The following is a 23,385-nucleotide window of genomic DNA, read 5'->3' on the forward strand; positions in this document are numbered from 1 at the left end:
CTGGCGCGGCGGGAGAGAACGGCACGGATAAGCCCGGGCCGACTGAATGGTTGCCGCACCCTGTGGGCGTCGGCCCGTGGGAGCAGGAGCACCCGGGCGAGCCGCGACCCGAGGGCGACCAGTGGGACCCCGAGCTCCTCGACGAGGGCGACCGGCGCAACGTTGTGGACGCCTACCGCTACTGGACCCGCGAGGCGATCGTCGCGGACATCGACCAGCGTAGGCATAGTCTGCACATCGCGATCGAGAACTTCGAGAACGATTCCAACATCGGCACGGTCGTACGCACCGCTAACGCTTTCGCGGTGGATACGGTTCACATCGTTGGTCGACGCCGCTGGAATCGGCGTGGCGCCATGGTCACTGATCGCTACCAGCATTTGCAGCACCATGCGACGGTGGGGGAGGTGCTGGACTTCGCGGCCGAGCGTGGCCTAGAGGTCGTGGCGGTGGACAATACGCCGGGGAGCGTGCCGCTGGAGACGGCGGAGCTGCCGGAGCGGTGCCTGCTGCTGTTCGGCCAGGAGGGCCCTGGTGTGACGGCGGAGGCTCAGGCTGGGGCGCGGATGACGGTGTCCATTGCACAGTTCGGATCCACGCGGTCAATCAACGCGGGCGTGGCCGCGGGGATCGCGATGCATGCGTGGGTGCGGCAGCACGCGGATCTGTCGCGGGCGTGGTGAGTGTGGTGCGGTGCGCTGTTGTGTTTGCTGCCTTAGGGCCGGGAATTTTGAGTCATCCCACTTCACGTTGAGCGAAATCGCCTGTCACCCCAACTATGTAGCAGAATCGTATGTCGAAATTTTGGGGAAAGTGTACATATCCCTCTGTTGTTGCAGGTAAATCTACCTCACTAGCCTGTTCGGCGGTGTTGGTGTCAGTCTTGGCTGCGCAGCTGTGACGTGGGCGTTGGCCTTCGTGTGGCGTCGGAGAATGACTCGCAATCGCGTTGAGGGGCGCTACGCGTTAACGTCGAAAAGAAGGGAAAGACTTCCCTCATACATTGGAAATCGCCGCGATGCGTTCCAGTTCCGCCTCAATCATCCGCATTGCCCAGGATGTTCCCTCGCTGGGATCCTGTTGGAAAATGCGGAAAGAGGCTCCGTCGATTAGGGAATGGAGGGTGTGAGCCTGAAGTTCGATGTCGGAATCGGCGCTATTTTCGGGAAGGCCACGAACACCACACACTGCACGGCGGCAGATGTAGAGGAGGCCATCGCTCGCCTCACGAAGGATCTCCCGCAACTCGGGGAATGTCCGAGCTTCAACAGCTAGCGAGAGATTGATATCGAACTCCGCACGGCGCGTGTCATCAAGCGGGAGTAGTTCGGCGATTACAGCAAGTGCGTATTCTCGGGCGGACCCTGGAGGGGTAATAGTGCGGATGCGATCTGTGACCTTGTCGATCATAAGCCTGGCTGAGTACATGATGAGCTCCGCGCGGGTGGGGAAGACGTAGCGCAGGGAGCCGGGAACCACTCCGGCCTCTTTAGCGACCGAGCGGATAGAGACGGCCGCCATGCCTTCTTTGAGGATCACGTTCCATAACGCGTTTGCGAGTTCCTGCCGTCGCTGTTCCCGATCGATCTTCCGTGACATACGACAATTTTATGCATCGATCCCATGACTGAGGGTTAGGTAGGCGGAACACCTAAAAGTAGCACACTTGTGCTACAGTGGTGTTCAGTCAATTAACACACTTGTGTTAATTGAATATCTGGGAGTCAACTATCTGGTTATTGCCCAGTTAACTCGCTTTTCTGCGCAGCTTCTGCGCAGTTTGCGGCGTTTCCCGCTTATCCTCGACCGACAATGGAGTGCCCATGATTATTGCCATCATCCTCGCCTGCGAAATCCTCTTTTGGGTAGCCATTCTCGCGGGACTTTCAACCCGATACTTGCTCAACATGCCAAGGCTGGGTGCCGGTTTGTTGGTTTGCGTGCCCATCATCGATCTCATCCTCCTTGCCGCCACTGCCGTCGACTTGCACAACGGTGCTACGGCTACAGTGGGCCACGGCCTTGCCGCTGGGTACCTCGGCTTTTCCTTGGGGTTCGGTCGCCGAACCATTCGATGGGCAGACGAACGGTTCGCCCATCGCTTTGCTGGTGGTCCGGCACCTACTCCAACCCCCAAATACGGCAAAGACCGAGTCCGCTATGAAGCGGCCCTGTGGGTCAACTTTCTTGTGGCGTGGTTCGTTTCGGTAGGCCTGCTGCAACTGCTCATCTGGTTTGTTGGTGATGCCGCGCGGACTGAAACACTCAGTGCTTTCGTGAGGCTCTACACCATCATCTTTGTCGTGGAGACCATATACGCACTGAGCTGGAAGGTGTGGCCACGGCAGCGCACGCAGGCGGAGTCGACTCATTCCAGCTAAGAGTTCAGTGTGAGTCGGGTTGTGCGTTGAGCTTTATGTCGGTGCAGCGCGGTGCGGTGTGGTTTTGTGTCGGTGTTCTGGACGGAACAATCTTGAGTGTCGCGCCTCGTACGCCCTACTTTGGGTCTCACACGGCCGAAACTCACACACTGGCAAAACCGCTGGTTATCCGGCACTATAGGAAACGTGCCACATATCACTCCGGAACAATGGGATCACCGCGCCGACCTCGCCGAGCAGGCCGTCGTGGAGCGTCACGCCACCCGCCTCTGGGGCCTGCCGAAGACCACCCTGGCCGTCATCGCCTGGCCCCCGACCTCCCGCGACAAGTTCTTCTTCCGCTGGCACTACTGGTGGCAGGCTCATTACATCGATAATTTGGTCGACGCCGCCACGCGCCGGCCCACCAAGAGCCATCTCGCGGCCATCCGCAGGCATGTCCGGGCCATGAAGATCCGGAACTTCGGCAAGCTGACCCGCAACAACTACTACGACGACAAAGCGTGGCTCGCCCTCGCCCTCCAGCGCGCCCAGAAGCTGGACAAGATCGGCCACTTCCGCGGCTACGACGCGCTGGTGCAGAATATCTTCGATGGCGTGGATAGCCTCACCGGCGTGCTCCCGTGGCGCACCAACGAGACCTTCTACAACGTCCCCACCAACGGTCCCGCCGCCATCCTGGCCGCCCGCGAGGGCAAAGTGGAGCTCGCTGAGCAGCTGGTGGACTGGACCTTCGAGCACCTCATTAACGAGCAGGGTCTGGTCATGGACGGCGTGCGCATGCGCATGCATGGCCCGGAGATCGTCAGCGCTATCCACCCGTACTGCCAGGGCGTCATGCTCGGTGCGTGCACGGAGCTGGCGTTGGCGCAGCGTCGCCAAGCTGGGGTCAAGCCCGGCGAGGTCTCGGAGGTGGGCATGAAGCACATCACCCGCGTTCATGGCCTCATCAAGGCGATCAATAACCACATGACCACCAGCGCTGGGTCGATCGACTGGCCCACGTCGGGTGGCGATGGCGGCCTGTTCAACGGCATTCTTGCCCGTTATCTTGCGCTTGTGGCTACCAGCCTTCCCCCGGCGGGCCGCCACAGCGACGAGAGCCGTCGTATCGCGCGCCAGCTCGTCTTCACGACCGCGGAGACAGTGTGGCGCTATCGCCTGGAAGTCGATGGACTCCCGGTCTTCTCCTCGAAGTGGGCCGATGATGCCGTGATGCCCCAATCCGGTGGACTCGTCGGGGCCACGATCGCGGGCGCGGTCTCCAGCTCCGACATCGCGGAGCGCGACCTGTCCGTGCAGCTGTCCGGTTGGATGCTCATGGAAGCGGCCGCCGCAACCGCTGCCGCCGATAAAAGCAAGAGCAGCACATAAGCCCGCCTAAATCGCCAGCCGCTTTACCGAGAGTTCCCAGAATTCTACTGACAACCCCCGAGCGTTAACCGGGGGTTGTTTTCACGTTCGCTTCTTACTGTGGCGACCATGCTGGACAACGAATACCCCCGCCCCGCCACGAGCGCTGCACCCACCACCGACGCTGCACCCGCCTGCATCCGCTGGACGCAATGGACGTGCGAGATGGACCTGTGGGTCGCCGACGGTCGCCGCCTCGCCGACGCGCGCACCATCGTGGACCAGGTTCTGCGGTCCATCGATCGGGCTTGTAATCGCTTCGACGCCACCAGCGAGCTCTCCCTCCTCACCGCCATGGCCTCCACGAGGCATGTCCGGACGGAAGTATCGGATGTCCTCGCCGACCTGCTCCAGCTCGCTGACCATGCGCGCGGGCTGACGGCGGGCTTGGTGGATGCGAACGTCGGCCGCGATGTGATGGCCTGGGGCTATGGCGGGGGAGAGACTCACCGGGACACGAGCGCACCCCAATACCGCAGCAGCGCGCGGCGCGGATTTGCCATCGACGGCAACCGGCTCGACCTTCCGCAGGGCGGGGTCATCGATCTCGGCGCCGTGGCCAAGCCCTATGCGGCCGACTGGGCCGCAACGGCTGCGGCTGAACAGTGCGGCTGCGGAGTGCTCGTCAACCTCGGCGGAGACATCGCCTGCGCGGGTGCATCGCCGCGCGGTGGGTGGCGCATCCTCGTTCAAGATGGGGCCGATGAGCCCGCCGACTCCCTCACGATTGTGTGCGGGCGGGGTGAACGTATGGGCGTCGCCACGAGTAGCACCCTGCATAGGCGATGGGCAGTGGACATCGACGGCGCGCGCACCACGATTAGCCACCTGTTTGATCCGCGGACGGGCGCGCCCGCCAGCGACTATTGGCGCAGCGTGACGGCGATCGCGCCGACCGCGACCGAGGCGAACGTGTGGACCACCGCGGTGGTCGTGCAGGGCGCGAAGGCCGAGGGGATCGGCACGCTCAGTGCGCTGCCCGTCCGGCTCGTGCGCAGCGACGGGCGGGTAACGCGTAGCTCCATGTGGCCGAGGGCTGCGGAGGAACGCACCGAATCAGACGCTTCAGGCACTTCAGACACAGTGGGCACTGCAGACACAGCAGAAAACGAACGAAAGGCGGCGTGACATGCCAGCACAATTTTCACCTCGACTGATTACTGCGGCGAGCGTGGCTGTTGTCATGGGCGTCGGATCTGGAGTCAGTGCCCTCGCGTGGCACGACACCGCGCACGCGAAGAATGACGGGACGGGCACGGCCGGGTCGGTGGGCACAGCGGACACAACGACCAACACCCACCTCAACGGCACCTTCCACACCAGAACCCGAGGGAGCTGATCGCCATGAATCCTGTTGATCTCATGTGGTTCGCCAACCGCGGCGCCGCCGTGGCGGCCTTCGCGGCCTTGACCATGTCGGTGGCGCTGGGGCTGTACTCCTCGGCCGGGCTGCGCGCCACTAGGCGCCTGGCATGGATGGGGCGTTTCCGTCCGCACCGGGGATTGCCGCTGCAGCTCCACGCGTCGATGTCACTGGCGGCGCTTGTGGCGCTGGCGATCCACATCGTCACGACCCTGCTCAACACTCACGTTCCCGTCAGCGTGCTCGACGTGGTGGTGCCTTTCCGCGTCGGGATCGCCTACGGGCTCGGGGCCATTGCCTTCGACCTGCTGCTGATCACCGCGGCGACGGGCTGGCTGCGCAGCAGGTTGCCGCAGCGGGCACGGCGGGTGGTTCACTCGGCGTCGTATATCTGCTGGCCCGTTGCGCTGATCCACGCGGTCGCTGCGGGAACGGACGCCGCCTCGCCCTGGTTTATCGCCGGGATCGTCGGCGCCAGCGCCTTGGTCTCGGGGCTGCTGGTGGTGCGGCTGTGGCCGGACGCGCTTCCGGGGGAATCGGGACGCCACACACAGCCAGCCCAGCACACAGCATCAACCACGCCGCTCATGCGGCAGCACATCGCAACACAACGCGGAAAGGACGCGGCAGCGTCATGAATCGTCGCCACAGCACCAACTCCAATCAACCCAACCATCCCACCCAACCCAATCACCCCAGCCTCACCGCGCCGGGCACCATCACCCTCGCGGACGTCGCCACCCTCCGCGGCCGCGGCGGCGGCAACTTCCCCGTCGCTGCCAAGGCCGAGGCAGTGATCAACGCCGCCGCCCGCACCGGCAAGACCCCCGTGCTCATCATCAACGGCACGGAGTCTGACCCCTTCTCCGTCAAGGACCGCTACCTCCTGCACAACAGCCCCCGAACTGTGTTGCGCGGCGCGGTGCTGATGGCCCGACTCATCGGCGCGAAGAAGCTCAAAATGGTCGTGCCCCCAGAGCTCGTGGCTCCGCTGCGCCCCCTCGCAGCCGAGGCCGGGATCCACGTCAGCGCCGCCGCGCCCGGCTTCGTGGCGGGGCAGGATTCGGCCGTCGCTGCTCACCTCGAGGGTCGCGCCGCCCGGCCGCGTCGACCCCACATCCACTCCACCGACAGCGGATACCGCCGCCGCCCCACCTACGTGGGCAACGTCGAAACATTCCACTGCATCGCCCTCATCGAGCAGGGCCGCGACCCGCATGAATACGTGCTGATCAGCGTGTCCTCCGGTGTTTTGGTCGACGCCGCCCCCACGAACACCCAGGTCATCGCCATGCCATCGGGCATGAGCGTTCGCGAGATCCTCCGGGCGCTTCCCGAAGGATTCCTCGCCGAGCATTGCTCCCCCGACCATCACGTTCTTGTCGGCGGCATGCACGGCACGTGGGTGCCCGCGCTGACCGATCGGCCCGCCGGCTCGCACAGTCTGTTCGTTCCCGCGGACTATTACCCCATCAACGTGGCCACCTCCCAGATCCTGCATAGCGCGGCCGATTCCTCGGCGGGGCAGTGCGGGCCCTGCGCGCTCGGGCTGCCGCGCCTGGCCGAGGCGTGGGACCGGCTCGGCGATCCCCGCTACGGCGCCGAGGCCCGCGAGACGGTTGACCTCATGACGGGACGGCGGGCGCCCTATCCCGGATCGGTGGGGCCGCTGGCCGGGCGGGGAGCGTGTTCGCACCCGGATGGTGTGTCCGAGCTGACCCGCAGCGCCCTGGCGCTGGTGGCTGGGGCGGAGTCGGGAATGTCCCAGGCCGCGTACGTCCCCGATTACTGGCAGGAGGCCGACTATGCCTAAAACTCCTCAACCACAAAATCCTCAACCGCGCCCGACCACCAACCGCGAATCCAACACCACACCACGCGCGCAGCAGTACCGCCTGCAGATCGACATGACCCATTGCCGCGCCCGAGGCGCGTGCATCGACTTCCTGCCGAGCACACTGACGGACGATTACGACGGCTACCCCGTGGCCCGGTCCGCTCGAGGAAATCTGCGGCGCGGAGTGCCCGTAGCGGCGTCGGATATAGGAAGAGCCCGGGCGGCGGAACGCAGCTGCCCCAGGCGTGCGGTGATTATCACAGACATCACCCCACCATTACAGGGGTAAACACGGGCGTGGCGGCCCGAGGTGAACGGGGAAACGCGCCTCCGCAGCGGCCACGGCGGGGGAAGAGAAGGCATAATTGAAGAGACGGAACTAGTCGGACTACAGCTAGGAGCAACCCCCATGCCAATCGCAACCCCCGCTGTCTATAAGGACATGCTGGATAACGCCAAGGAAAACGGCTTCGCCTACCCCGCCATCAACTGCACGTCCTCCGAGACCATCAACGCAGCGCTGAAGGGCTTCGCAGACGCTGAGTCCGATGGCATCATCCAGTTCTCCACCGGCGGCGCGGAGTTCGGCTCCGGCCTCAACGTGAAGAACATGGTCGCCGGTGCCGAGGCGCTCGCCGCCTTCGCCCACGAGGCCGCCAAGCACTACGGCATCAACGTGGCGCTGCACACCGACCACTGCCAGAAGGAAAAGCTGGACGGGTTCGTGCGCCCCCTCATGGAGATCTCCCGCAAGCGCGTGGAGGCAGGCGAGAACCCGCTGTTCCAGTCCCACATGTGGGACGGCTCGGCCATCCCGATCGACGAGAACCTCGAGATCGCCCAGGGCCTGCTCGCCGACGCGCAGAAGGCCAACATCATCCTTGAGGTCGAAATCGGCGTGGTCGGCGGCGAGGAAGACGGCGTGGAAGCCAAGGCCGGCGACAACCTCTACACCACCGAAGAGGACTTCGAGAAGACCGTCGATGCCCTCGGCACCGGCGAGAAGGGCCGCTACCTGCTGGCCGCCACCTTCGGCAACGTCCACGGCGTGTACAAGCCCGGCAACGTGAAGCTGCGCCCTGAGGTTCTGGACATGGGCCAGAAGGTCGCCGAGAAGAAACTCGGCCTGTCCGAAGGCTCCAAGCCGTTCGACTTCGTCTTCCACGGCGGCTCCGGCTCCGAGAAGGAGAAGATCGAGGAGGCCCTGCGCTACGGCGTGATCAAGATGAACGTGGATACGGACACTCAGTACGCGTTCACCAACCCGGTCGCCCGCCACATGTTCGCCAACTACGACGGCGTGTTCAAGATCGACGGCGAGGTCGGCAACAAGAAGGTCTACGACCCCCGCAGCTACCTCAAGAAGGCTGAGGAGGGCATGTCCGTCCGCGTGGTGGAGGCCTGCCGCGACCTGCACTCCTTCGGCACCTCGGTGGCGAAGTAGCGGTTTCTCGCGAACACGCCGCCTCGCTGGGGCATTGGGCGGTATCGTGGGTTGGTATCCAGGTTGGATGATCCGGGTCCGATCCGACATCCGGATCGGACACTCGCACATACGCCGGGGCGGAACAGCTCCGGGGAAAGCAGGATGCCATGTCTGACAACGGCCAGCAGCCCACCGATAAGTCCGCAGAGCAGCCCAAAGAGCAGCCTAAGGAGCAGCTCCGCCACAACCGCGACCTCTTCGGCGCCGAGCAGCCCGAGGTGCGCCTGCCCGAGGAGCTCGCGACCTCCATCACCGCTGACGACGCCGGGGCGTCCCTCGAGGCCCTGCAGTCCCTCGTCGCCGCGAACCTCAAGGATTCCGGCGCATGGGCCGCACTGGCGACCCGCCTGCTGGAGGCCGACCAGCCCGTTGAGGCCTACGCCTGCGCCCGCACCGGCTACCACCGCGGCCTAGACGCCCTGCGCGCCAATGGTTGGCGTGGCACCGGCCCCGTGCCGTGGGATCACACTCCCAACCAGGGCGTTCTCCGCGCCATCGGCGCCCTCGCGGTGACTGCCCACGCGCTGCAGGAGGAAGACGAGTTCATCCGCTGCCTCAACCTCCTCCACGACTGCGATCCTTTCGCCACCGACGCCCTGGGCCTCGGCCACCTGGCTTCCTAGCGCAGCGCTCGGGCGCAGCATGAGCAAACACCTTCATGTGGGCCTCAGCGCCGTCCTCATCGCGGGCGGGTTGCTGTGGCTTTCCACGATCATCTGGCCGATCCACCCCACCGCTACGTGGCGGTGGGTTCCGGAATTGCAGGCCAGCGCTTTCCTCGGCGCGGTTGTGCTCTTCGTGGGCGTCGGTGTGCTCACGTCCGTGCGTCGGGGATTCGTGTTTGGGCTGGTGGTGCTGCTCGCTCTGTTGGTGGTGCCTAGGATTCCGGCTGCTTTCTTTTCTCCCGACGCCACTACGCATACCCGGGTTTTCGCCCTCAATACGTATTTCGCCGGGGCGGATGACGGGCAGGTGGCACAGGTCATCAACGAGCTGCGGCCGGATATCGTGTTCCTCAGTGAGACGAACCCGGAGGAAGTCGCCACCGTCGCCCGAGGGACGGGGATGATCGCGCTGACCAAGGCTGACCCTGGCCCTGAGGGCGCGGATGGTGTGGCCGCTTTAGTGACGCCGCAGTTCGGCAAGGAATCCGGGGCGTTCGGGGAGATGGTCACGGGGGTGACACGGTTCCAGATGCCTCGGGTGTACGCTCCGCTGCGTGATAATTCCCAGTTCGTGGGTATCCACAATGTTGCGCCGGTCGGCTCTGATCGCTCGGCGTGGGTTGATGGGCTGTCGAGGCTGACGGAATGGTCGAATGACAAGAAGAAGTTGGTTGTGGCAGGAGATTTCAACGCCACCCGGGGGCATCCAGGTTTTCGCGAGTTCGCGCTGACTTCGTGCACCGGGCATTTTTCTCAAACGCCCACGTGGCCGTCGAGTACGCCCGTGATTCGGCTGGATCACATCCTCACCACGGGCCAGTGCTTGGACGGCGGCACGGTCAAGGTGTCTGGCACGGATCACCGTGGCGTGTGGGCGGATGTGACTACGTAAGATTGGGGAACATGGATTCCGATAAACCCTTGAGTGCCCGGGAGAAGTGGGGCGAGCCGGCAGCTCGCCTGCGTCCCGGCGTGCGCGCAGCCGCCCGCAATGTGCGGCGCGTCGCGCCCGTGAAGGGGCTCATGCGCGTGCGCGAGGGGTGGATCTTCGCCCTGCAGTGCGCGATCGGCGCGGGCCTGGCGCTGTGGGTGGCGGAAAACGTGTTCCAGCACCACCAGCCGTTCTTCGCCCCGATCGCCGCGGTGCTCAGCTTGGGCGTGAGCTCGGGCAAGAAGCTGCGCCGCGGTTTCGAGTTGGTCCTCGGCGCTTCGGTGGGCGTGGGTATCGGCGACCTGGTGATCTCCAACATCGGCTCGGGGTACTGGCAGGTCTCCGTGGTGGTGTTCGTGGCGATCGTGGTGGCGACCTTCGTGGATAAGTCGCCCACGGTGGCTTTCCAGGCGTCCAGCACGGCGGTGCTGATCGCCACGCTGTTGCCGCCTGGGTCCTCGGCGTCCTTTGACCGCGTCATCGATGCGCTGGTGGGTGGTGTGATCGGCATTGTGGTGATGGCCGTGGTGCCAAGTTCCCCGCTGAAACCGGCGCGCCGTGAGGTCTCCACGCTCATTTCCAAGGCTGCGCTGGTTCTAGACGATGTGGCTACGGGCATGGATAGGGGTAGCCGAGAGAAAATTGCGACCGCGCTGCGCACGGCGCGAGGCACGCAGACGACCGTCAACGCTTTGCTGCAAAACGTCGACGGCGGCTCGGAGGCCGTGGTGGTCTCCCCGGTCTATTGGACCGCGCGGAGGTACACGAAGTCCATGACACGCATTCTCGTGCCGGTGGACAACGTGATGCGCAACGTACGCGTGCTCGCCCGCCGCGCCGAAACCATGATCGCCGATGGGGTCACCCCGCCGGAGGAGATGATCGAGCTGGTGCGCGGGATCTCCGACGAGCTGGGGCACCTGGGCGCGCTCTTCGCCGAAGGCGGCACCCGCGGCACCCGCGAGGAAGCCGTGGAGATCCCGGAGATCATCCGCAACCTGCAGCGCCTGGCCGCCGGTGCCACCTTGGATATCGCGGACAACACCGGGCTTAGCGGGACGGTGGTGTTGGCGCAATGCCGCAGCATCATCGTGGATGCCCTCCAGGTGTGTGGCTTCTCCCGGGAATCGGCCCTGGCTACCCTCGTGCCCACGGTGGATAAGCCGTGGCTGCCGCCCGAGGTACGCGAATAACCTGTGCAGCGGGTGTGCGCGCAGGCAATCGTTGCAGCGGTAGCGCCGCAGGGAACATGACAGGGGAATGACAAATGTCATGGGAAAGTCATGGCAAAGCACACTGTGGCCAGCGCGCACGGTTCGCGACAGTGGAGGTATGACGAATTCCAGCACCGATTCCTCCGCAGCGCCCAACTCTCCCGGCTCACCCCATTCACCGGCCGCACCCGCCGTGACCGTCCGGAATATGAGCCGCGCCTACACCACTGGAAGGCAGTGGTTCCCGGGAGCAGCACAGCGCTTCCTCGCCGTAGACGATGTGAGCTTCACCGTCCAGCACCAGGAAATCTTCGGCCTCCTCGGAACCAATGGCGCCGGCAAAACCACCACCCTGGAAGTCCTCGAGGGACTGAACGCGCCCACCGAAGGCACCGTCGAAGTGTTTGGCCGAGATCCGCTGAAGGATCGCGAGCTGGTGCGCCCCGCAATGGGCATCATGTTGCAGTCCGGTGGCCTGCCACGTGAGCTCACGGTCCGAGAGACCATGACCGTGTGGCGCGGAACTTGCACCCACCCCAGGCCAACGGAGGATGTTCTCCACGATGTTGACCTGGTGCATCGCGCGGATGTTCGCGTCGGGTCACAATCCGGTGGTGAGCAGCGCCGCCTGGACCTTGCGTGCGCATTGGTGGGAGATCCCGAGCTGTTGTTCCTCGACGAGCCGACCACGGGCCTGGACCCGGAATCCCGCCACCGAACGTGGGAGTTGTTGCGCAGGCTCAACCAGGGCGGGCTGACCATGATGATTACCACCCACTACATGGAAGAGGCCGAGGCCCTGTGCGACCGCGTCGCCATCATGGACGGCGGCAAGATCCACATCAGCGACACCGTCGCCGAGCTGAAAAGCACCGTGCCCGCCCAGATCACCTTCGCATGCGCGCCTGATGCCCTTGACCAGCTTGTTCAAGGAGTACGCGCCAGTGGGATCGTCCACAGCGGGCAGCAGGTCACCGTCTCCACAAAGGCGCTGCAAGAGGACGCGCTTACCGTCCTGAGCAACGCGCAACGGCTCGGCATCGCCTTGCCGAACTTTGCCGCCCGCCCAGCCAGCTTGGACCAGGTGTTCATGCAGATCGCTGGGGAAGGCGTCTCTGCGCCGCTAGCGAAAAGCGCCTAGGTCACGTCCTGACCCCCTGCAGTCACGTCAGCTGCATTCGCATCAGCTGCAACCCGTCCACTGCATTTGTGCCGACCATCCAGCTCACACCAGAAAGGACCTTCCCCATGAACGCCACGCCCCCTACTGCCACGTCAGCTCCCACCCGAGAACCACATTCTCGCTCCCCGAGGAAGAACCGCATGCTGCCGCTTGCCCTCGGCGAGTGGAAGCAGTTTCGCCGCAACAAGGTCATCGTCTTCATGGTGATCCTCGTTCTCATCTTCATCCCGTTGAGCACCATGGGGTCAGTCGGCGGTAGCGATTCGCCAGAAAAGGCGCGCGTCGCCGCCGCCTTTTCCCTTCAGCTGCTACTGCTCATGGCCGTGACCTATGTGCTGTTCTATTCCGTGCTGTCCATGGCCACCACCCGCCGCGATGAGGGGGTGCTCAAAAGGTTGCGCACCGGCGAGGCCCGTGACCGCGACATCCTCATCGCCATCTGCATGCCGTCCGCTGTGTTTGTCCTCATTGCTGCGATCGTCACGCCCATCATCGTCATGGTGATGGGGTCCGCCCCACCGGTGAACGTTGGCTTCTACATCCTGGCCGTCCTGTGCGGAATCGTCCTGGGGGCCACGACAGGGTTCATCACCTCGACATACACCAAAAATGCTGAGGCAGCGCAGGTCACGTCCTTCCCCGTTGTCATTCTCGCGATGCTGTCGCTCACCATGGTTCGTCCCTTCCTTCCCGACGCCTTGCAGGTTATCGGGGAGAAGAACCCCTTCGGCCTCATGCTCGACCTCGTCAACATCGGTTGGGCAGGGGTGGTCGCTCCGGAACCTGGTGAGAATCCCATGTCCAAGAGCTTCGCCGACACCCTCCGCGAAGGCGGTTTAGTGGCGATTCAGTTGGTGGTGTGGTGCGTGGCGCTTGTCTATGTGACACAGCGCGTGATGCGCTGGGATCCGCGCTAGTTCTCGGATGAACGTCTGGTTGTTGTGCAATGGCTGTCCACCTTCATCGCTAGGATCTGATCTACGATGAAACTTTCTCGCAGAAACCCCGCCACGCTTGCCGCGCTCACTCGCCTCAGTCTCCTTGGTACGGCGTTGTTTGTCGCGGTGTTTGGCGCTGTGGCCTACATTTCGTACGTGGTCGAGTACGTCGCAACCTGGCCCGCCGTGGTCGCCGCCCTCTTGTCCGCTCCCGCGTGCATTCTTGGGCTGCTGTCCATGATGTGGGCGCCGGCGTTGCGCATGGAATCGACCCCGGCCGAGCTGCGCCGCTTTGCGATAGTCCTGCGCCTGGAAACTGCGGTGACCGTTCTTGGCACGGCGGGCGGGCTGGGGCTCGTCGTGTGGGCAGACCTGCCGTGGCGTTGGGTCGGGTTGTTGCTGTGTTTGTGGAGCTCACTGTTCGCGGGGTTCGCCGTGATCCCGTGGGTTTCGCACTCGAAGCTGCTCACCCTAGCCATCGTTGTGGCTCTGATCTACCCGGCTCAATGGCTGGGGCTCCTTGTGCTGATCTGGCCCGTGGTTGGCGCAATCAGTACGTGGTTTTCACAGTGGTCCTTTGACGCATTGAAGAGTCAGCAGCGCTCTCACGAAGTCGAATCCGCACTGCAGCTCTCGCAAGAGCGGCTGCGTATCGCCCAGGAACTTCACGACTCCCTGGGCCAGCAGCTCGCCGCCATGTCGCTGAAAACCCAGCTTGCCATGGCCTTTGCCGATGCCGACGATCCCCGCCTGCACGATGAACTCCGCGACCTGCAATCCTTGATCAGGGACTCGTCCGAGCAGATGCGCGACGTTGTTCGCGGCTACCGCACGGTCAGTTCCACCGTGGAACTCGAGGGTGCCCGGTCGTTGCTGGAAAGTAGTGGCGTCGAGGTAAAAATAGCCGGCGAACTGCCGGACCTTGGCGCGGAGAAGGACACCATGATTGGTTGGTTTATCCGAGAGGCGGCCACGAATGTGGTGCGCCATGCGCGGGCTTCGTGGGTTCGTTGTGATCTGACGCCACAAGCCATCACCATCACGAACGACGGTGCGGGTGATGACATGCGACCGCTGTCCGGATTGGAGGCGATCCGGCGCCGGTGTGCTCTGATGGGGGCAAGGCTTAGCGTCGCTCGTGGTGACCGCGGCGAGTTCGCGGTGAGTGTTCGGTGGGATGGCGCGGATGAGGGAGACGGAGTGGACGCAGTTGGTGCAGGCAACGCACAGACGAGCGGGGAGGAATGCTGATGCAGAACGGTGAAGCGCCCGTGCGCGTGGCGATTGCGGATGATGAAACGCTCATTGCTACGTCGCTGGCAACGCTGCTGTCGCTCGAGGCCGATATCGAGGTGGTCGCCACCTTCGGCTCGGGGGAAGAACTGGTGAATTGGGCGCGCGTGCACCCGGTGGACGTGTGCGTGGTGGATCTGCACATGCCGGGCATTGACGGGGTGGCCACGACCGAGCGGCTGTGCGCGGCAGGAGATGCAGCGGAAAGACCAGCGGACATCGGCGTGCTAATTGTGACCAGCCACGCACAACCGCAGGGGATGCAGCGGGCGTTGGCGGCTGGGGCGCGCGGCTTCGTGCCGAAGACGGCCTCGGCCAAGGAGTTCGCCACCGCGATCCGCACGGTATTTCAGGGTCGGCGCTACATCGATTCGCAGGTCGCGGCCGCCGCGTTCGAGGCCACCCGTAGCCCCCTCACACCTCGTGAGAAAGAACTGCTGGAGCTGGTGCCGGATGGGCAGAGCGTGGAACAGCTCGCGGAGGTGGTGTGCCTGGCGCCCGGGACGGTGCGGAACTACCTGAGCTCGGCCATGAGCAAGACGGGCGGGGCGAACCGGTTTGAGGCCTACAAGATCGCGGCGGAGAAGGGGTGGATCTAGCCCCAGCCCAAACCAGCCGCGCGAAACCAGCCCCAGCCCAAACCAGCCGCGCGAAACCAGCCCCAGCCCAAACCAGCCCCGGCGCTAGAAGCGCACGAACTGCCCGTCGCGCAGGTGCCGGTAGAACGTCACCGATTGCAGCGGCCGCGGGTGCTCCGTGCCGTCGCGGACCACGCGCATGTCCTCGCCGCCGGCCTGCAGCGCCCGGCCTTGCAGCACCGACGGCTCCGCCGCCACCGGTCGCTTGATCCGACCGAACAGGCCGCGCCGGGGCAGTGGCGGGCGCTGCACCGCCGCCAAGCCGGGCGCATCCGGCGTGGGCACCATGCGCACCCCGTTGGTGAACACGGCTTTGCGGCCGTGGTTGTCGCGGCCGGTGGCGTCGTGGGCGTAGAGCGTCTCCGAGTCCACGATCACCTCGCCGACCAGGGGCTGCACCTCGCCCTCCCGCATGGGGCCAGTAATCTCCGCGAGGCCCAGAGTCACCAATCCGTGGTCGTCCCGAATCAGCGGCACCGAGACAGCGGGGGCTGTCAGCGCGGAATGGAGGAGGGTTCGGGGATGCGTTGCGGCGTCGATACCCCAGACCGTGGCGACCAAAGAATCCGGCGACAGAGGCACATACGCCACCTCCACCCACAGCGCATCGATGCGCATGAGCTTGGAGACCACCGCGGCCAGCGCAGCGTCCGTGCCATGAACGATCACGCGCACACGCTCCGTGACCTGGTGCGGATCGGGCTTCGGCGTGCCCTGGTAGGACACGTCCGGGCGCTGCGTTAGCTCCTCCAGCGACTCAGTCTCCCCGCCAGTGTATTGGCTGGGCAGTGGATCGAAGATTTTCAGGTCGCGGCGACCGGGAACCTCTGGCATAGTTACGGACTCGACGCGCTCGCCGGGCAGGATCGGTGTGTCCAATTGCCGATCGTCGGGAACCCCACAGCGCAAGAGAAACAGCATGGTTATCGCCTAAAACTTTCGTGAAACACTTGTGTTCATAGTAAAATAATGCAACGTCTGTGCCCAGCCTGTGCCCACCATACGCTCCGGCAAAACGCGCGAACACTTCCGCGCCAACCGCCGCAGCTTGAGGTGGGCTCAAGTATGCACACGCATGTACGAGCATGCACACGCATGAGTGCGGCGAAAAACGCAGCACAATTATTCAATCAGTGAGGACGTGTTTACCACATGGCAGCGATCATTGTTGTCGGCGCTCAATGGGGCGATGAAGGTAAGGGCAAGGCCACCGATATCCTCGGCGGCAAAGTGGACTATGTGGTCAAGCCAAACGGCGGCAACAACGCGGGGCACACCGTGGTCGTCGGCGGCGAAAAGTACGAGCTGAAGCTCCTGCCCGCCGGTGTGCTCTCCGAAAACGCCACCCCCGTCATCGGCAACGGCTGCGTGGTGAACCTCGAGGCCCTGTTTGAGGAAATCGACGGCCTCGAAGCCCGCGGCGCCAACGCCTCCCGCCTGCGCGTCTCCGCCAACGCCCAGCTGGTCGCGCCGTACCACGTGGCGATGGACCGCGTGGCCGAGCGCTTCCTGGGCAAGCGCGCCATCGGCACCACCGGCCGCGGCATCGGCCCGACCTACGCCGACAAGGTCTCCCGCGTGGGCATCCGCGCCCAGGACCTGCTCGACGAGTCCATCCTGCGCCAGAAGATCGAAGGCGCACTGGACCAGAAGAACCAGATCCTCGTGAAGATCTACAACCGCAAGGCCGTGGACGCCGACGAGGTCGTGGACTACTTCCTCTCCCACGCCGACCGCCTCAAGCCCATGCTCATCGATGCGGAATACGAACTCAACAAGGCACTCGATGAAGGCAAGCACGTGCTCATGGAGGGCGGCCAGGCCACCATGCTGGACGTGGACCACGGCACCTACCCCTTCGTCACGTCCTCCAACCCCACCACCGGCGGCGCGTGCGTGGGGTCCGGCATCGGCCCCACGAAGATCACCAGCTCCCTGGGCATCATCAAGGCCTACACCACCCGCGTGGGCGCCGGCCCGTTCCCCACGGAACTGTTCGACAAGTGGGGCGAGTTCCTGCAGACCACCGGCGGCGAGGTGGGCGTGAACACCGGCCGCAAGCGCCGCACCGGCTGGTACGACTCGGTGATCGCCCGCTACGCCTCCCGCGTCAACGGCTTCACGGACCTGTTCCTCACCAAGCTGGACGTGCTCACCGGCATCGGCGAGATCCCGATCTGCGTGGCCTACGACGTGGACGGCGTGCGCCACGATGAGATGCCCATGACGCAGACCGAGTTCCATCACGCCACGCCGATCTACGAGACCATGCCTGCCTGGGACGAGGACATCACCGGTTGCACCACCTTCGATGAACTTCCGGAGAAGGCGCAGGCTTATGTGAAGCGCTTGGAGGAGCTGTCCGGCTGCCGGATCTCCTACATCGGTGTGGGCCCGGGCCGCGATCAGACCATCGTTGTGCACGACGTGATGGAGAACTAGCTCGTGGTTGATGTGGCCTCGCTCCCCGAGGTCATCGACGGCCCCGGCGACCTGCAGCTGCGCCGGCTGGATCCCGCGTTGGCGGCTGAGGTGGAGGGGTACGTGGTGGCGTCGACCACAGAGGCCGAGCGGGAGGAGCTCTTCCGCTATTACACGCGCTCCGTCTTCCCGCTGGACGAGTTTGTCGAGGCTCCTGGGCGCATCACGTATGGGTTGTTCGCGGGTGAGCGGTTCGTGGGGCAGACTTCTATATACGACGCCAACGTGGGCGCAGATCACGTGACGCTGGGGTTCACCTACGTTCTGCCTGGGGAACGGGGGAGGGGGTATAACCCTGCGCTGAAGATGATGCTGTTCGGTGAGCTGGCGCGGCGCGGAGTGCGCGGGGTGTGGTTCCGGATGGATGCGGAGAACGAGGCCTCGCGGCGTGGAGTGGAGCGCGCCGGGGCGGTGTTCTCGCACGTGGATGAGGCGCCGCGGGAGTATCCGGACGGGCGCGTGGGTGAATCGCTGTACTTCTTCCGGACGTTGGTGCCGGTGGACTGGGTGTTTGCGGCGTCTAATGGTTTCGCGGTGCGCGTGCAGGATGCCGGGGAGCTGCGGGAGCTGCTGCGGTTGGCGCTGGGCGCTGGTGGTGCCGGTGGTGTGGACTGGGTGCAGATCCAGCACGCGCAGGAAGACGGCATGTTTGTCGCCTTCGATGCCCACAGCACTGCTGATGCCTGGATGGTCAGCGCCGACGAACGCCACCAACCCGCACTTGCCGACGTGCTCGGCGTGCCGCTCACTGCCGATGCTGCCCACCGCGCCCTCGACCGCCTGCTGTAGGTGCCGTTCAGCAAGGGGCGACAGATGTGACAATGTTGTGTTCTGTGGAAAATGCCTGTGCAAAACCCCAGGTCGCATTTTCTGAGACTGCGTAAAACACAACATTGTCACACGTGAAGCGCTCGCATCCCGTGCTTCACATGTGATCACCTAGGCTTTCCGAAGGCGAAAATTCACAAACCACGGCATTCGTACACAGCAGTTCTGTTGTGCGCGCCTACATGCCACGCAAGAACGACGTCAACATCTCCCCAGCACGCGCAAGGTTGCGCTGGAACTCTTCCGGCTTCTCCGCCGTGGCGGCGTCCCAGGTCAGGCAGTATTCAATCTTCTCCGCACCCGGCGTGTAGTTCACTCCGAAGCCGTTCGGCACCGTCGGCGCGAACACGTAGCGCACGATCTGCCGATCCGAGCCGATGGACGTGGTGGAGAGGAAGTCCGTCCGCGCCGCGATCACGCCCGGATCAGCCATGAGGTCGAGGGAGCCAAGCCCCTCCTTCTCCGCGGTAAACGCCAGCGCCTATAGGTGGCGGTCGATGCCGTTGCCGGTTTTGCAGCCGATCACCCAATTGCGGTGCGCATCGAGTGCGGCGCGCAGCAGCTCCGCCAGGGATTCACCAGCAGTCTCGTCACCGCAGCTGCCACTTCTGTCGGCCCCGTCATCACTGCCATTGCCACGCCCACCCCGCACCAGCGTCTGCGCGAACGCCACCGCCTCGGGCGTCACGGCGCGCAGACACTCGGTCCGTCCGGCCTTGTATTCGCGCATGTCCACGGCCTCGTACACAGCCCGGATCCGCCCGTACGTCAGCTCCTGAGCGATGGACAGGATCAGCTGGCTCATGGCGTCCGCGCTGAACTTCATTGGCAGCTCGGCGTTCGGCACGCGCGGAACTTGCACGAGGTCGACGCGCAGGTCGCGCTGTGGAATCTCGCGTACGTCCGGCTCAGCGCCTGCACCCTGATCCTCCCACGTCATCTCCTCCACCGGCAGCGGCCCGGCCCAAGACTCCCCGGCCGTCTCACCAGTCACCCCAGCCTCCAACTTGCCATCGCGGATCTGCTGCGCCCGCACCATCGCGGTCACCAGCGTCGCCCCATCCACAGTCGAGTGCTCCACGTGCATCGCCGCGAAATCGTCGATCTGCCCGCCGGTCGCGATATTGATCTGGTACGTGATCGGCCGGTACACCCACGCGTGCCCCGCATCGAACGCCACACGCCGCAGCGCCTCCGCCTCGGTCACGTCGAGCTCCAGCAGGTTCACCGCGAACAGTTGGTTCTGCAGCGTGTGGTACGCGTCGCTGTCACGGAGCCTTTCTATATCCGACGCCAAACCGCCCGAACCAACATAAGACCTCTCAGTGGTATGGCCAGGTTCCCCAGCAGCCTGGGACAACACGGACTCTAACGCGCCGCGCAGCGCATCATCGCTGGCGAGCCGCCCGGCAGCATCGGTGAGCTGCACATCGAACATGTGGCCGTTGGCGAGCACGCCGATGCTGCGGGAGGTTTCATCGAGCTCGCAGAAGGTCACCGTGTCGCAGTCCGGCGCGGGGTGGCGCAGGGCGCCGTTGAAGCAGCGCCACTGGGCGGCGTCGATGGGTTGGTCGCGGGCGTCGCGTTCCTCGGGCATGCGGCCGTCGGCCTGCAGCAGGTGTAGGCGCGCCAGGATGCCGATGAGCTCCACCGCGCGGTCCAGGCCGGTGGAGTTGGTGGCGAGGTTGATCTGGAAGCCCACGTTCGTGGCCAGGGGCAACGGTGCGCGCACGGTGAGGTAGTCCTGCAGCCAGCGGTTTGCCAGCCAGCTGGAATCGGCGGAGTCTTTCTCTGCCGCGAAGCGGAGCAGCGCTTCCTGCAGCTCCGGGCCGGGGGAGGCGGCGAAGTCCCGAATGGTGCGATCGGTGGTTGCGAGCGTTGGGGCGTCGACAACAGCGGAGACCACGGTGTGGAGCGACCGGAGGGTGGCGCTGAGCTCGGGAACAGGCAGGGACTTCAGTGCGGCGCGGTTATCGACCATGCCGTTACATTTTAGTGACCGGGGGCTCCGCAGACCAGGGGAAAACGATCCACTCATCGGTGTGTTTCCACACATAATCAGGGGAAATGACGGAGCGGGACTTGCCGTAGATGACGGCGGAGCGAACCTCGGCGCCGTGCTTTTCCAGCAGCTTGAGCACGAGGTCGAGGGTGCGGCCGGAGTCGGCGACGTCGTCCACGACGAGGAGCTTCTTCCCGGAGATGGCGGAGGTGTCTAGGAGGGGCTCCAGCAGCACGGGGTCGGGGAGGGTTTCGTGGACGTCGGTGTAGAACTCCACGTTGATGGCGTCCGAGAGCTTCACGCCCATGGAGTAGGACAGCGCGCCGGCGGGGACGAGGCCACCGCGGGCGACGGCGATGATGATCTCCGGCTCGAAGCCGGAATCGACGATCTGCTGCGCGAGCTCGCGGTTGGCGCGGCCGAAGCCCTCCCAGGTGAGGACTTCCTTGTCTTGGAGGTCTGAGGAATCTGCGTGATAGGCCATGGTGAAACTCTAGCGCGTGGGGTGGTTGGCCGGGGTGGGTGTGGTGTTGTGTGGTGGTGGGTGAGCGTGGGTGAGCGTGGTGCCGTGCGGTGGGTGGCGCCCCACGGCCCAAACGCGCCCCGGTTGGCGCCCTGACTCACGCCCCGTAAGGCCTAACGCACCCCGGATGGTGCCCCTTAGTCCTGTGTAGCAGATGTGCAGCGAATGTATGGACGAACATGCACATTTCCGGGCTTCGAACGTACCCCTTCGGTAGATATTTTCGCTGCACTTGTGCTACCTGGGGGGCTTGGAGGGCGCGTCGGGTCTTGGGTGCTGCTTTTCCTCTTCATTTTCTTCATTTTCCGTGATTCCGGCGACCTTCTGTGACCCCCACTCTCAGCGGGTTGAGCGCCTGCAGCTCGCCTCTCGCCGGGATTCAGCCAATTCGGCTCCGCTCCACCGGCCTATCGGTAGAGTTACCGGTGATTCGCATCACAATGAGGTGGCGCATGTCTGCAGAAAGCCAGCCAGACCTCTGAGCCGCCCGCCATACCCAACAACGCAAACTCCGTGCTACGCCCCCGTAATCAGAACCCCAACAACACAAACCCGTAGCACCCCAACAACACGAAAGGCTCACTCACACTCATGCCGATTTCCAGCCCGCGCGAAGCCGTCGATATCCGCGAAGAGTCCGTGTACGATGCCGTCTTCGCTGACCTGCGCCCGGAGGAGGAATCCAAGCCCGCCATCATCGACCCACTGACGGGCACCACCACCAGCTACGGCGAGCTGCGCGCAGCCATCGATGCCTTCGCCGGTGCCCTCGCCGCCCGCGGAGTGCAGTCGAAGGATGTCGTGGCGCTGCACTGCCCGAACTCCCTGCCGTTCGTGGTGGCGTTTCATGGCATCATGCGCGCCGGGGCAACCGTCACCACGGTGGGGTCCCTCGCTCCGGCTGCTGATATCGCCAAGCAGTTGAAGGATTCCGGCGCCACGCTGGTGCTCACGGCCACTCCGCTCGCCGAAGCTGCACGCGGGGGAGCTGCCCAAGCCGGCCTCCCCGACAACTCAGTGATCGACCTCTTCGCCCCGGAAGGCGGTCGGCAGTCCATGCTTGCGGAAGGCGCGCAGGCCCCGCACCCACACATCGACCCCCGCACCCATGTGGCCGTACTGCCGTATTCCTCCGGCACCACCGGCATCCCCAAGGGCGTGATGCTCAGCCATTACAACCTCGCGGCGAATATCCGCCAGGTCGCCCCGGCGCTGCAGGATATCGGCCTGCACGCGGATTCCACCGTCATGGGCGTGCTGCCGTTTTTCCACATCTACGGCATGAACGTGCTGCTCAACAGCACCTTGCGCATCCGCGGCGCCATCGTCACGATGCCGAAGTTCGACCTCGAACAGTTCCTCCAGCTCCACCAGCAATACGGCATTGATTTCAGCTTCATCGCCCCGCCCATTGCCGTCGCGCTGGCTAAGCATCCGATGGTGGGTCAGTACGACCTCTCGGCGTTGAAGTACATTCAGTCCGGTGCCGCGCCGCTGGACAAGAGCCTCGCGGAGGCCGTGCAAAAGCGCCTCGACGTGGTCGTGGTCCAAGGCTTCGGCATGACTGAAACGTCGCCGGTGACTCACAACTCCATCGCGCGGGTCTCTCCGCTGGATTCCATCGGCTCCCCCGTGGCGAACACGGAGTTCAAGGTCATGGAGCTCAGCGATGACACCCCGATCGAGCAGTGGGCGGAGATCGCCCCGCCGACCAACCCCGGCGAGCGCAGCGCGGCCGGCGAGATGTGGGTCCGCGGCCCGCAGGTGATGCTGGGGTACCTCAACAATGAGGAGGCCACCCGCAACACCCTCCTCGCCGATGGTTGGTTGCGCACGGGCGATATCGTCAACCTCGATCACGAGGGCAATGCCTACGTGGTTGATCGCGCGAAGGAGCTCATTAAGTACAAGGGTTACCAGGTGGCTCCTGCCGAGCTGGAGGCGCTGATTCTTTCGCGTGAGGATGTCGCGGACGTGGCTGTGGTCGGTCAGCGGCGCGCCGAGGATGGGGAGGAGGTGCCGCACGCTTTCGTGGTCGCGGCCGGTGGCGCCACCATCGATGAGCAGGAGTTGCTGGGTTGGGTTGCTGAGCGCGTGGCTCCGTATAAGAAGGTTCGGTTTGTTTCTTTTCTCGACGCCATCCCCAAGTCCTCCACCGGCAAAATCCTCCGGAAGGACCTCAAGGCTTCCCTTCCCGAGGTGTAAAGCT

Annotated in this window: 22 protein-coding genes and 1 pseudogene; 19 read left to right on the forward strand and 4 right to left on the reverse strand. The window is 64.5% G+C overall.

Features of this window, described 5'->3' with window-relative positions; translation table 11 throughout:
- The first annotated feature begins 50 nt into the window (after positions 1-50).
- Positions 51-683 (forward strand): TrmH family RNA methyltransferase, encoded by a 633-nt coding sequence (locus tag LA343_RS03235; RefSeq protein WP_052337499.1) that lies wholly within the window; start codon positions 51-53, stop codon positions 681-683.
- A gap of 313 nt (positions 684-996) precedes the next feature.
- Here the strand turns inward: LA343_RS03235 and LA343_RS03240 are convergent, their stop codons facing one another.
- The gene (locus tag LA343_RS03240; protein WP_025401931.1) at positions 997-1,599 is read right to left on the reverse strand and encodes a TetR/AcrR family transcriptional regulator; all 603 of its coding nucleotides are present in this window, start codon (positions 1,597-1,599) and stop codon (positions 997-999) included.
- A gap of 224 nt (positions 1,600-1,823) precedes the next feature.
- Here LA343_RS03240 and LA343_RS03245 point away from each other — a divergent pair, with 224 nt between their 5' ends.
- From LA343_RS03245 to LA343_RS03315, 15 genes are all read left to right on the forward strand, one after another.
- Positions 1,824-2,381 (forward strand): hypothetical protein, encoded by a 558-nt coding sequence (locus LA343_RS03245; RefSeq protein ID WP_025401932.1) that lies wholly within the window; start codon positions 1,824-1,826, stop codon positions 2,379-2,381.
- A gap of 186 nt (positions 2,382-2,567) precedes the next feature.
- The gene (locus LA343_RS03250; protein WP_224208021.1) at positions 2,568-3,755 is read left to right on the forward strand and encodes a glycoside hydrolase family 76 protein; all 1,188 of its coding nucleotides are present in this window, start codon (positions 2,568-2,570) and stop codon (positions 3,753-3,755) included.
- A 108-nt stretch (positions 3,756-3,863) separates the two neighbouring features.
- Positions 3,864-4,922, forward strand: coding sequence for an FAD:protein FMN transferase (locus LA343_RS03255; protein WP_025401934.1), 1,059 nt, complete (start codon positions 3,864-3,866; stop codon positions 4,920-4,922).
- 1 nt (position 4,923) lies between these two features.
- Complete coding sequence (locus LA343_RS03260; protein WP_144084468.1) at positions 4,924-5,133, forward strand: hypothetical protein; 210 nt, start codon at positions 4,924-4,926, stop codon at positions 5,131-5,133.
- 5 nt (positions 5,134-5,138) lie between these two features.
- Positions 5,139-5,795, forward strand: coding sequence for a hypothetical protein (locus LA343_RS03265; protein ID WP_025401935.1), 657 nt, complete (start codon positions 5,139-5,141; stop codon positions 5,793-5,795).
- The gene (locus LA343_RS03270; protein WP_025401936.1) at positions 5,792-6,970 is read left to right on the forward strand and encodes an NADH-ubiquinone oxidoreductase-F iron-sulfur binding region domain-containing protein; all 1,179 of its coding nucleotides are present in this window, start codon (positions 5,792-5,794) and stop codon (positions 6,968-6,970) included. Before LA343_RS03265 ends, LA343_RS03270 begins: the two co-directional genes overlap by 4 nt.
- Positions 6,963-7,283: a ferredoxin gene (locus LA343_RS03275; protein ID WP_081737254.1), complete on the forward strand. Its 321-nt coding sequence runs from the start codon at positions 6,963-6,965 to the stop codon at positions 7,281-7,283. The genes LA343_RS03270 and LA343_RS03275 overlap by 8 nt, the downstream gene beginning before the upstream one ends.
- Positions 7,284-7,403: 120 nt before the next feature.
- Entirely contained in the window at positions 7,404-8,438 is a 1,035-nt protein-coding gene (gene fbaA / locus LA343_RS03280) for a class II fructose-bisphosphate aldolase (RefSeq protein WP_025401937.1), read from the forward strand.
- Positions 8,439-8,587: 149 nt separating this feature from the next.
- Entirely contained in the window at positions 8,588-9,103 is a 516-nt protein-coding gene (locus LA343_RS03285; RefSeq protein ID WP_025401938.1) for a DUF3151 domain-containing protein, read from the forward strand.
- A 19-nt stretch (positions 9,104-9,122) separates the two neighbouring features.
- Complete coding sequence (locus LA343_RS03290; RefSeq protein ID WP_052337500.1) at positions 9,123-10,037, forward strand: endonuclease/exonuclease/phosphatase family protein; 915 nt, start codon at positions 9,123-9,125, stop codon at positions 10,035-10,037.
- An 11-nt stretch (positions 10,038-10,048) separates the two neighbouring features.
- On the forward strand, positions 10,049-11,269 hold the full coding sequence (locus tag LA343_RS03295) for an FUSC family protein (protein WP_025401940.1): 1,221 nt from the start codon (positions 10,049-10,051) through the stop codon (positions 11,267-11,269).
- Positions 11,270-11,498: 229 nt separating this feature from the next.
- Positions 11,499-12,431 carry an ABC transporter ATP-binding protein gene (locus LA343_RS03300; protein ID WP_081737393.1) on the forward strand — a complete coding sequence of 311 codons (933 nt, stop codon included), beginning with the start codon at positions 11,499-11,501 and terminating at the stop codon, positions 12,429-12,431.
- Positions 12,432-12,613: 182 nt separating this feature from the next.
- Entirely contained in the window at positions 12,614-13,390 is a 777-nt protein-coding gene (locus LA343_RS03305; RefSeq protein WP_025401942.1) for an ABC transporter permease, read from the forward strand.
- 66 nt (positions 13,391-13,456) lie between these two features.
- On the forward strand, positions 13,457-14,662 hold the full coding sequence (locus tag LA343_RS03310) for a sensor histidine kinase (RefSeq protein ID WP_025401943.1): 1,206 nt from the start codon (positions 13,457-13,459) through the stop codon (positions 14,660-14,662).
- On the forward strand, positions 14,662-15,303 hold the full coding sequence (locus LA343_RS03315) for a response regulator transcription factor (protein WP_039910844.1): 642 nt from the start codon (positions 14,662-14,664) through the stop codon (positions 15,301-15,303). Before LA343_RS03310 ends, LA343_RS03315 begins: the two co-directional genes overlap by 1 nt.
- An 84-nt stretch (positions 15,304-15,387) precedes the next feature.
- On the opposite strand, the gene LA343_RS03320 is transcribed toward LA343_RS03315, so the two are convergent.
- On the reverse strand, positions 15,388-16,263 hold the full coding sequence (locus tag LA343_RS03320) for a hypothetical protein (protein WP_025401945.1): 876 nt from the start codon (positions 16,261-16,263) through the stop codon (positions 15,388-15,390).
- Positions 16,264-16,494: 231 nt separating this feature from the next.
- On the opposite strand from LA343_RS03320, the gene LA343_RS03325 reads away from it, so the two are divergent.
- Both LA343_RS03325 and LA343_RS03330 read left to right on the forward strand, forming a co-directional pair.
- The gene (locus LA343_RS03325) at positions 16,495-17,784 is read left to right on the forward strand and encodes an adenylosuccinate synthase (protein ID WP_025401946.1); all 1,290 of its coding nucleotides are present in this window, start codon (positions 16,495-16,497) and stop codon (positions 17,782-17,784) included.
- Positions 17,785-17,787: 3 nt separating this feature from the next.
- On the forward strand, positions 17,788-18,612 hold the full coding sequence (locus LA343_RS03330) for a GNAT family N-acetyltransferase (RefSeq protein WP_025401947.1): 825 nt from the start codon (positions 17,788-17,790) through the stop codon (positions 18,610-18,612).
- Between the two features lie 217 nt (positions 18,613-18,829).
- Here LA343_RS03330 and LA343_RS03335 read toward each other — a convergent pair.
- A pseudogene (locus LA343_RS03335) lies at positions 18,830-20,707 on the reverse strand (choline/carnitine O-acyltransferase).
- On the reverse strand, positions 20,637-21,137 hold the full coding sequence (locus LA343_RS03340; RefSeq protein WP_025401948.1) for a phosphoribosyltransferase: 501 nt from the start codon (positions 21,135-21,137) through the stop codon (positions 20,637-20,639). The pseudogene LA343_RS03335 and the gene LA343_RS03340 overlap by 71 nt, the downstream one beginning before the upstream one ends.
- Positions 21,138-21,767: 630 nt before the next feature.
- On the opposite strand from LA343_RS03340, the gene LA343_RS03345 reads away from it, so the two are divergent.
- Positions 21,768-23,381, forward strand: coding sequence for an AMP-binding protein (locus LA343_RS03345; protein WP_025401949.1), 1,614 nt, complete (start codon positions 21,768-21,770; stop codon positions 23,379-23,381).
- Positions 23,382-23,385: the final 4 nt, after the last annotated feature.

The sequence above is a fragment of the Corynebacterium falsenii genome (genome assembly GCF_020099275.1).
GTDB lineage: Bacteria > Actinomycetota > Actinomycetes > Mycobacteriales > Mycobacteriaceae > Corynebacterium > Corynebacterium falsenii.

Bases quoted from the DNA above. Each gene is read 5' to 3' on its own strand.
- LA343_RS03240 (WP_025401931.1), bottom strand. From the start codon at position 1,599: ATGTCACGGAAGATCGATCGGGAACAGCGACGGCAGGAACTCGCAAAC.
- LA343_RS03245 (WP_025401932.1), top strand. From the start codon at position 1,824: ATGATTATTGCCATCATCCTCGCCTGCGAAATCCTCTTTTGGGTAGCC.
- LA343_RS03255 (WP_025401934.1), top strand. From the start codon at position 3,864: ATGCTGGACAACGAATACCCCCGCCCCGCCACGAGCGCTGCACCCACC.
- LA343_RS03260 (WP_144084468.1), top strand. From the start codon at position 4,924: ATGCCAGCACAATTTTCACCTCGACTGATTACTGCGGCGAGCGTGGCT.
- LA343_RS03265 (WP_025401935.1), top strand. From the start codon at position 5,139: ATGAATCCTGTTGATCTCATGTGGTTCGCCAACCGCGGCGCCGCCGTG.
- LA343_RS03270 (WP_025401936.1), top strand. From the start codon at position 5,792: ATGAATCGTCGCCACAGCACCAACTCCAATCAACCCAACCATCCCACC.
- LA343_RS03275 (WP_081737254.1), top strand. From the start codon at position 6,963: ATGCCTAAAACTCCTCAACCACAAAATCCTCAACCGCGCCCGACCACC.
- fbaA (WP_025401937.1), top strand. From the start codon at position 7,404: ATGCCAATCGCAACCCCCGCTGTCTATAAGGACATGCTGGATAACGCC.
- LA343_RS03285 (WP_025401938.1), top strand. From the start codon at position 8,588: ATGTCTGACAACGGCCAGCAGCCCACCGATAAGTCCGCAGAGCAGCCC.
- LA343_RS03290 (WP_052337500.1), top strand. From the start codon at position 9,123: ATGAGCAAACACCTTCATGTGGGCCTCAGCGCCGTCCTCATCGCGGGC.
- LA343_RS03295 (WP_025401940.1), top strand. From the start codon at position 10,049: ATGGATTCCGATAAACCCTTGAGTGCCCGGGAGAAGTGGGGCGAGCCG.
- LA343_RS03300 (WP_081737393.1), top strand. From the start codon at position 11,499: ATGAGCCGCGCCTACACCACTGGAAGGCAGTGGTTCCCGGGAGCAGCA.
- LA343_RS03305 (WP_025401942.1), top strand. From the start codon at position 12,614: ATGCTGCCGCTTGCCCTCGGCGAGTGGAAGCAGTTTCGCCGCAACAAG.
- LA343_RS03310 (WP_025401943.1), top strand. From the start codon at position 13,457: ATGAAACTTTCTCGCAGAAACCCCGCCACGCTTGCCGCGCTCACTCGC.
- LA343_RS03315 (WP_039910844.1), top strand. From the start codon at position 14,662: ATGCAGAACGGTGAAGCGCCCGTGCGCGTGGCGATTGCGGATGATGAA.
- LA343_RS03320 (WP_025401945.1), bottom strand. From the start codon at position 16,263: ATGCTGTTTCTCTTGCGCTGTGGGGTTCCCGACGATCGGCAATTGGAC.
- LA343_RS03325 (WP_025401946.1), top strand. From the start codon at position 16,495: ATGGCAGCGATCATTGTTGTCGGCGCTCAATGGGGCGATGAAGGTAAG.
- LA343_RS03340 (WP_025401948.1), bottom strand. From the start codon at position 21,137: ATGGCCTATCACGCAGATTCCTCAGACCTCCAAGACAAGGAAGTCCTC.
- LA343_RS03345 (WP_025401949.1), top strand. From the start codon at position 21,768: ATGCCGATTTCCAGCCCGCGCGAAGCCGTCGATATCCGCGAAGAGTCC.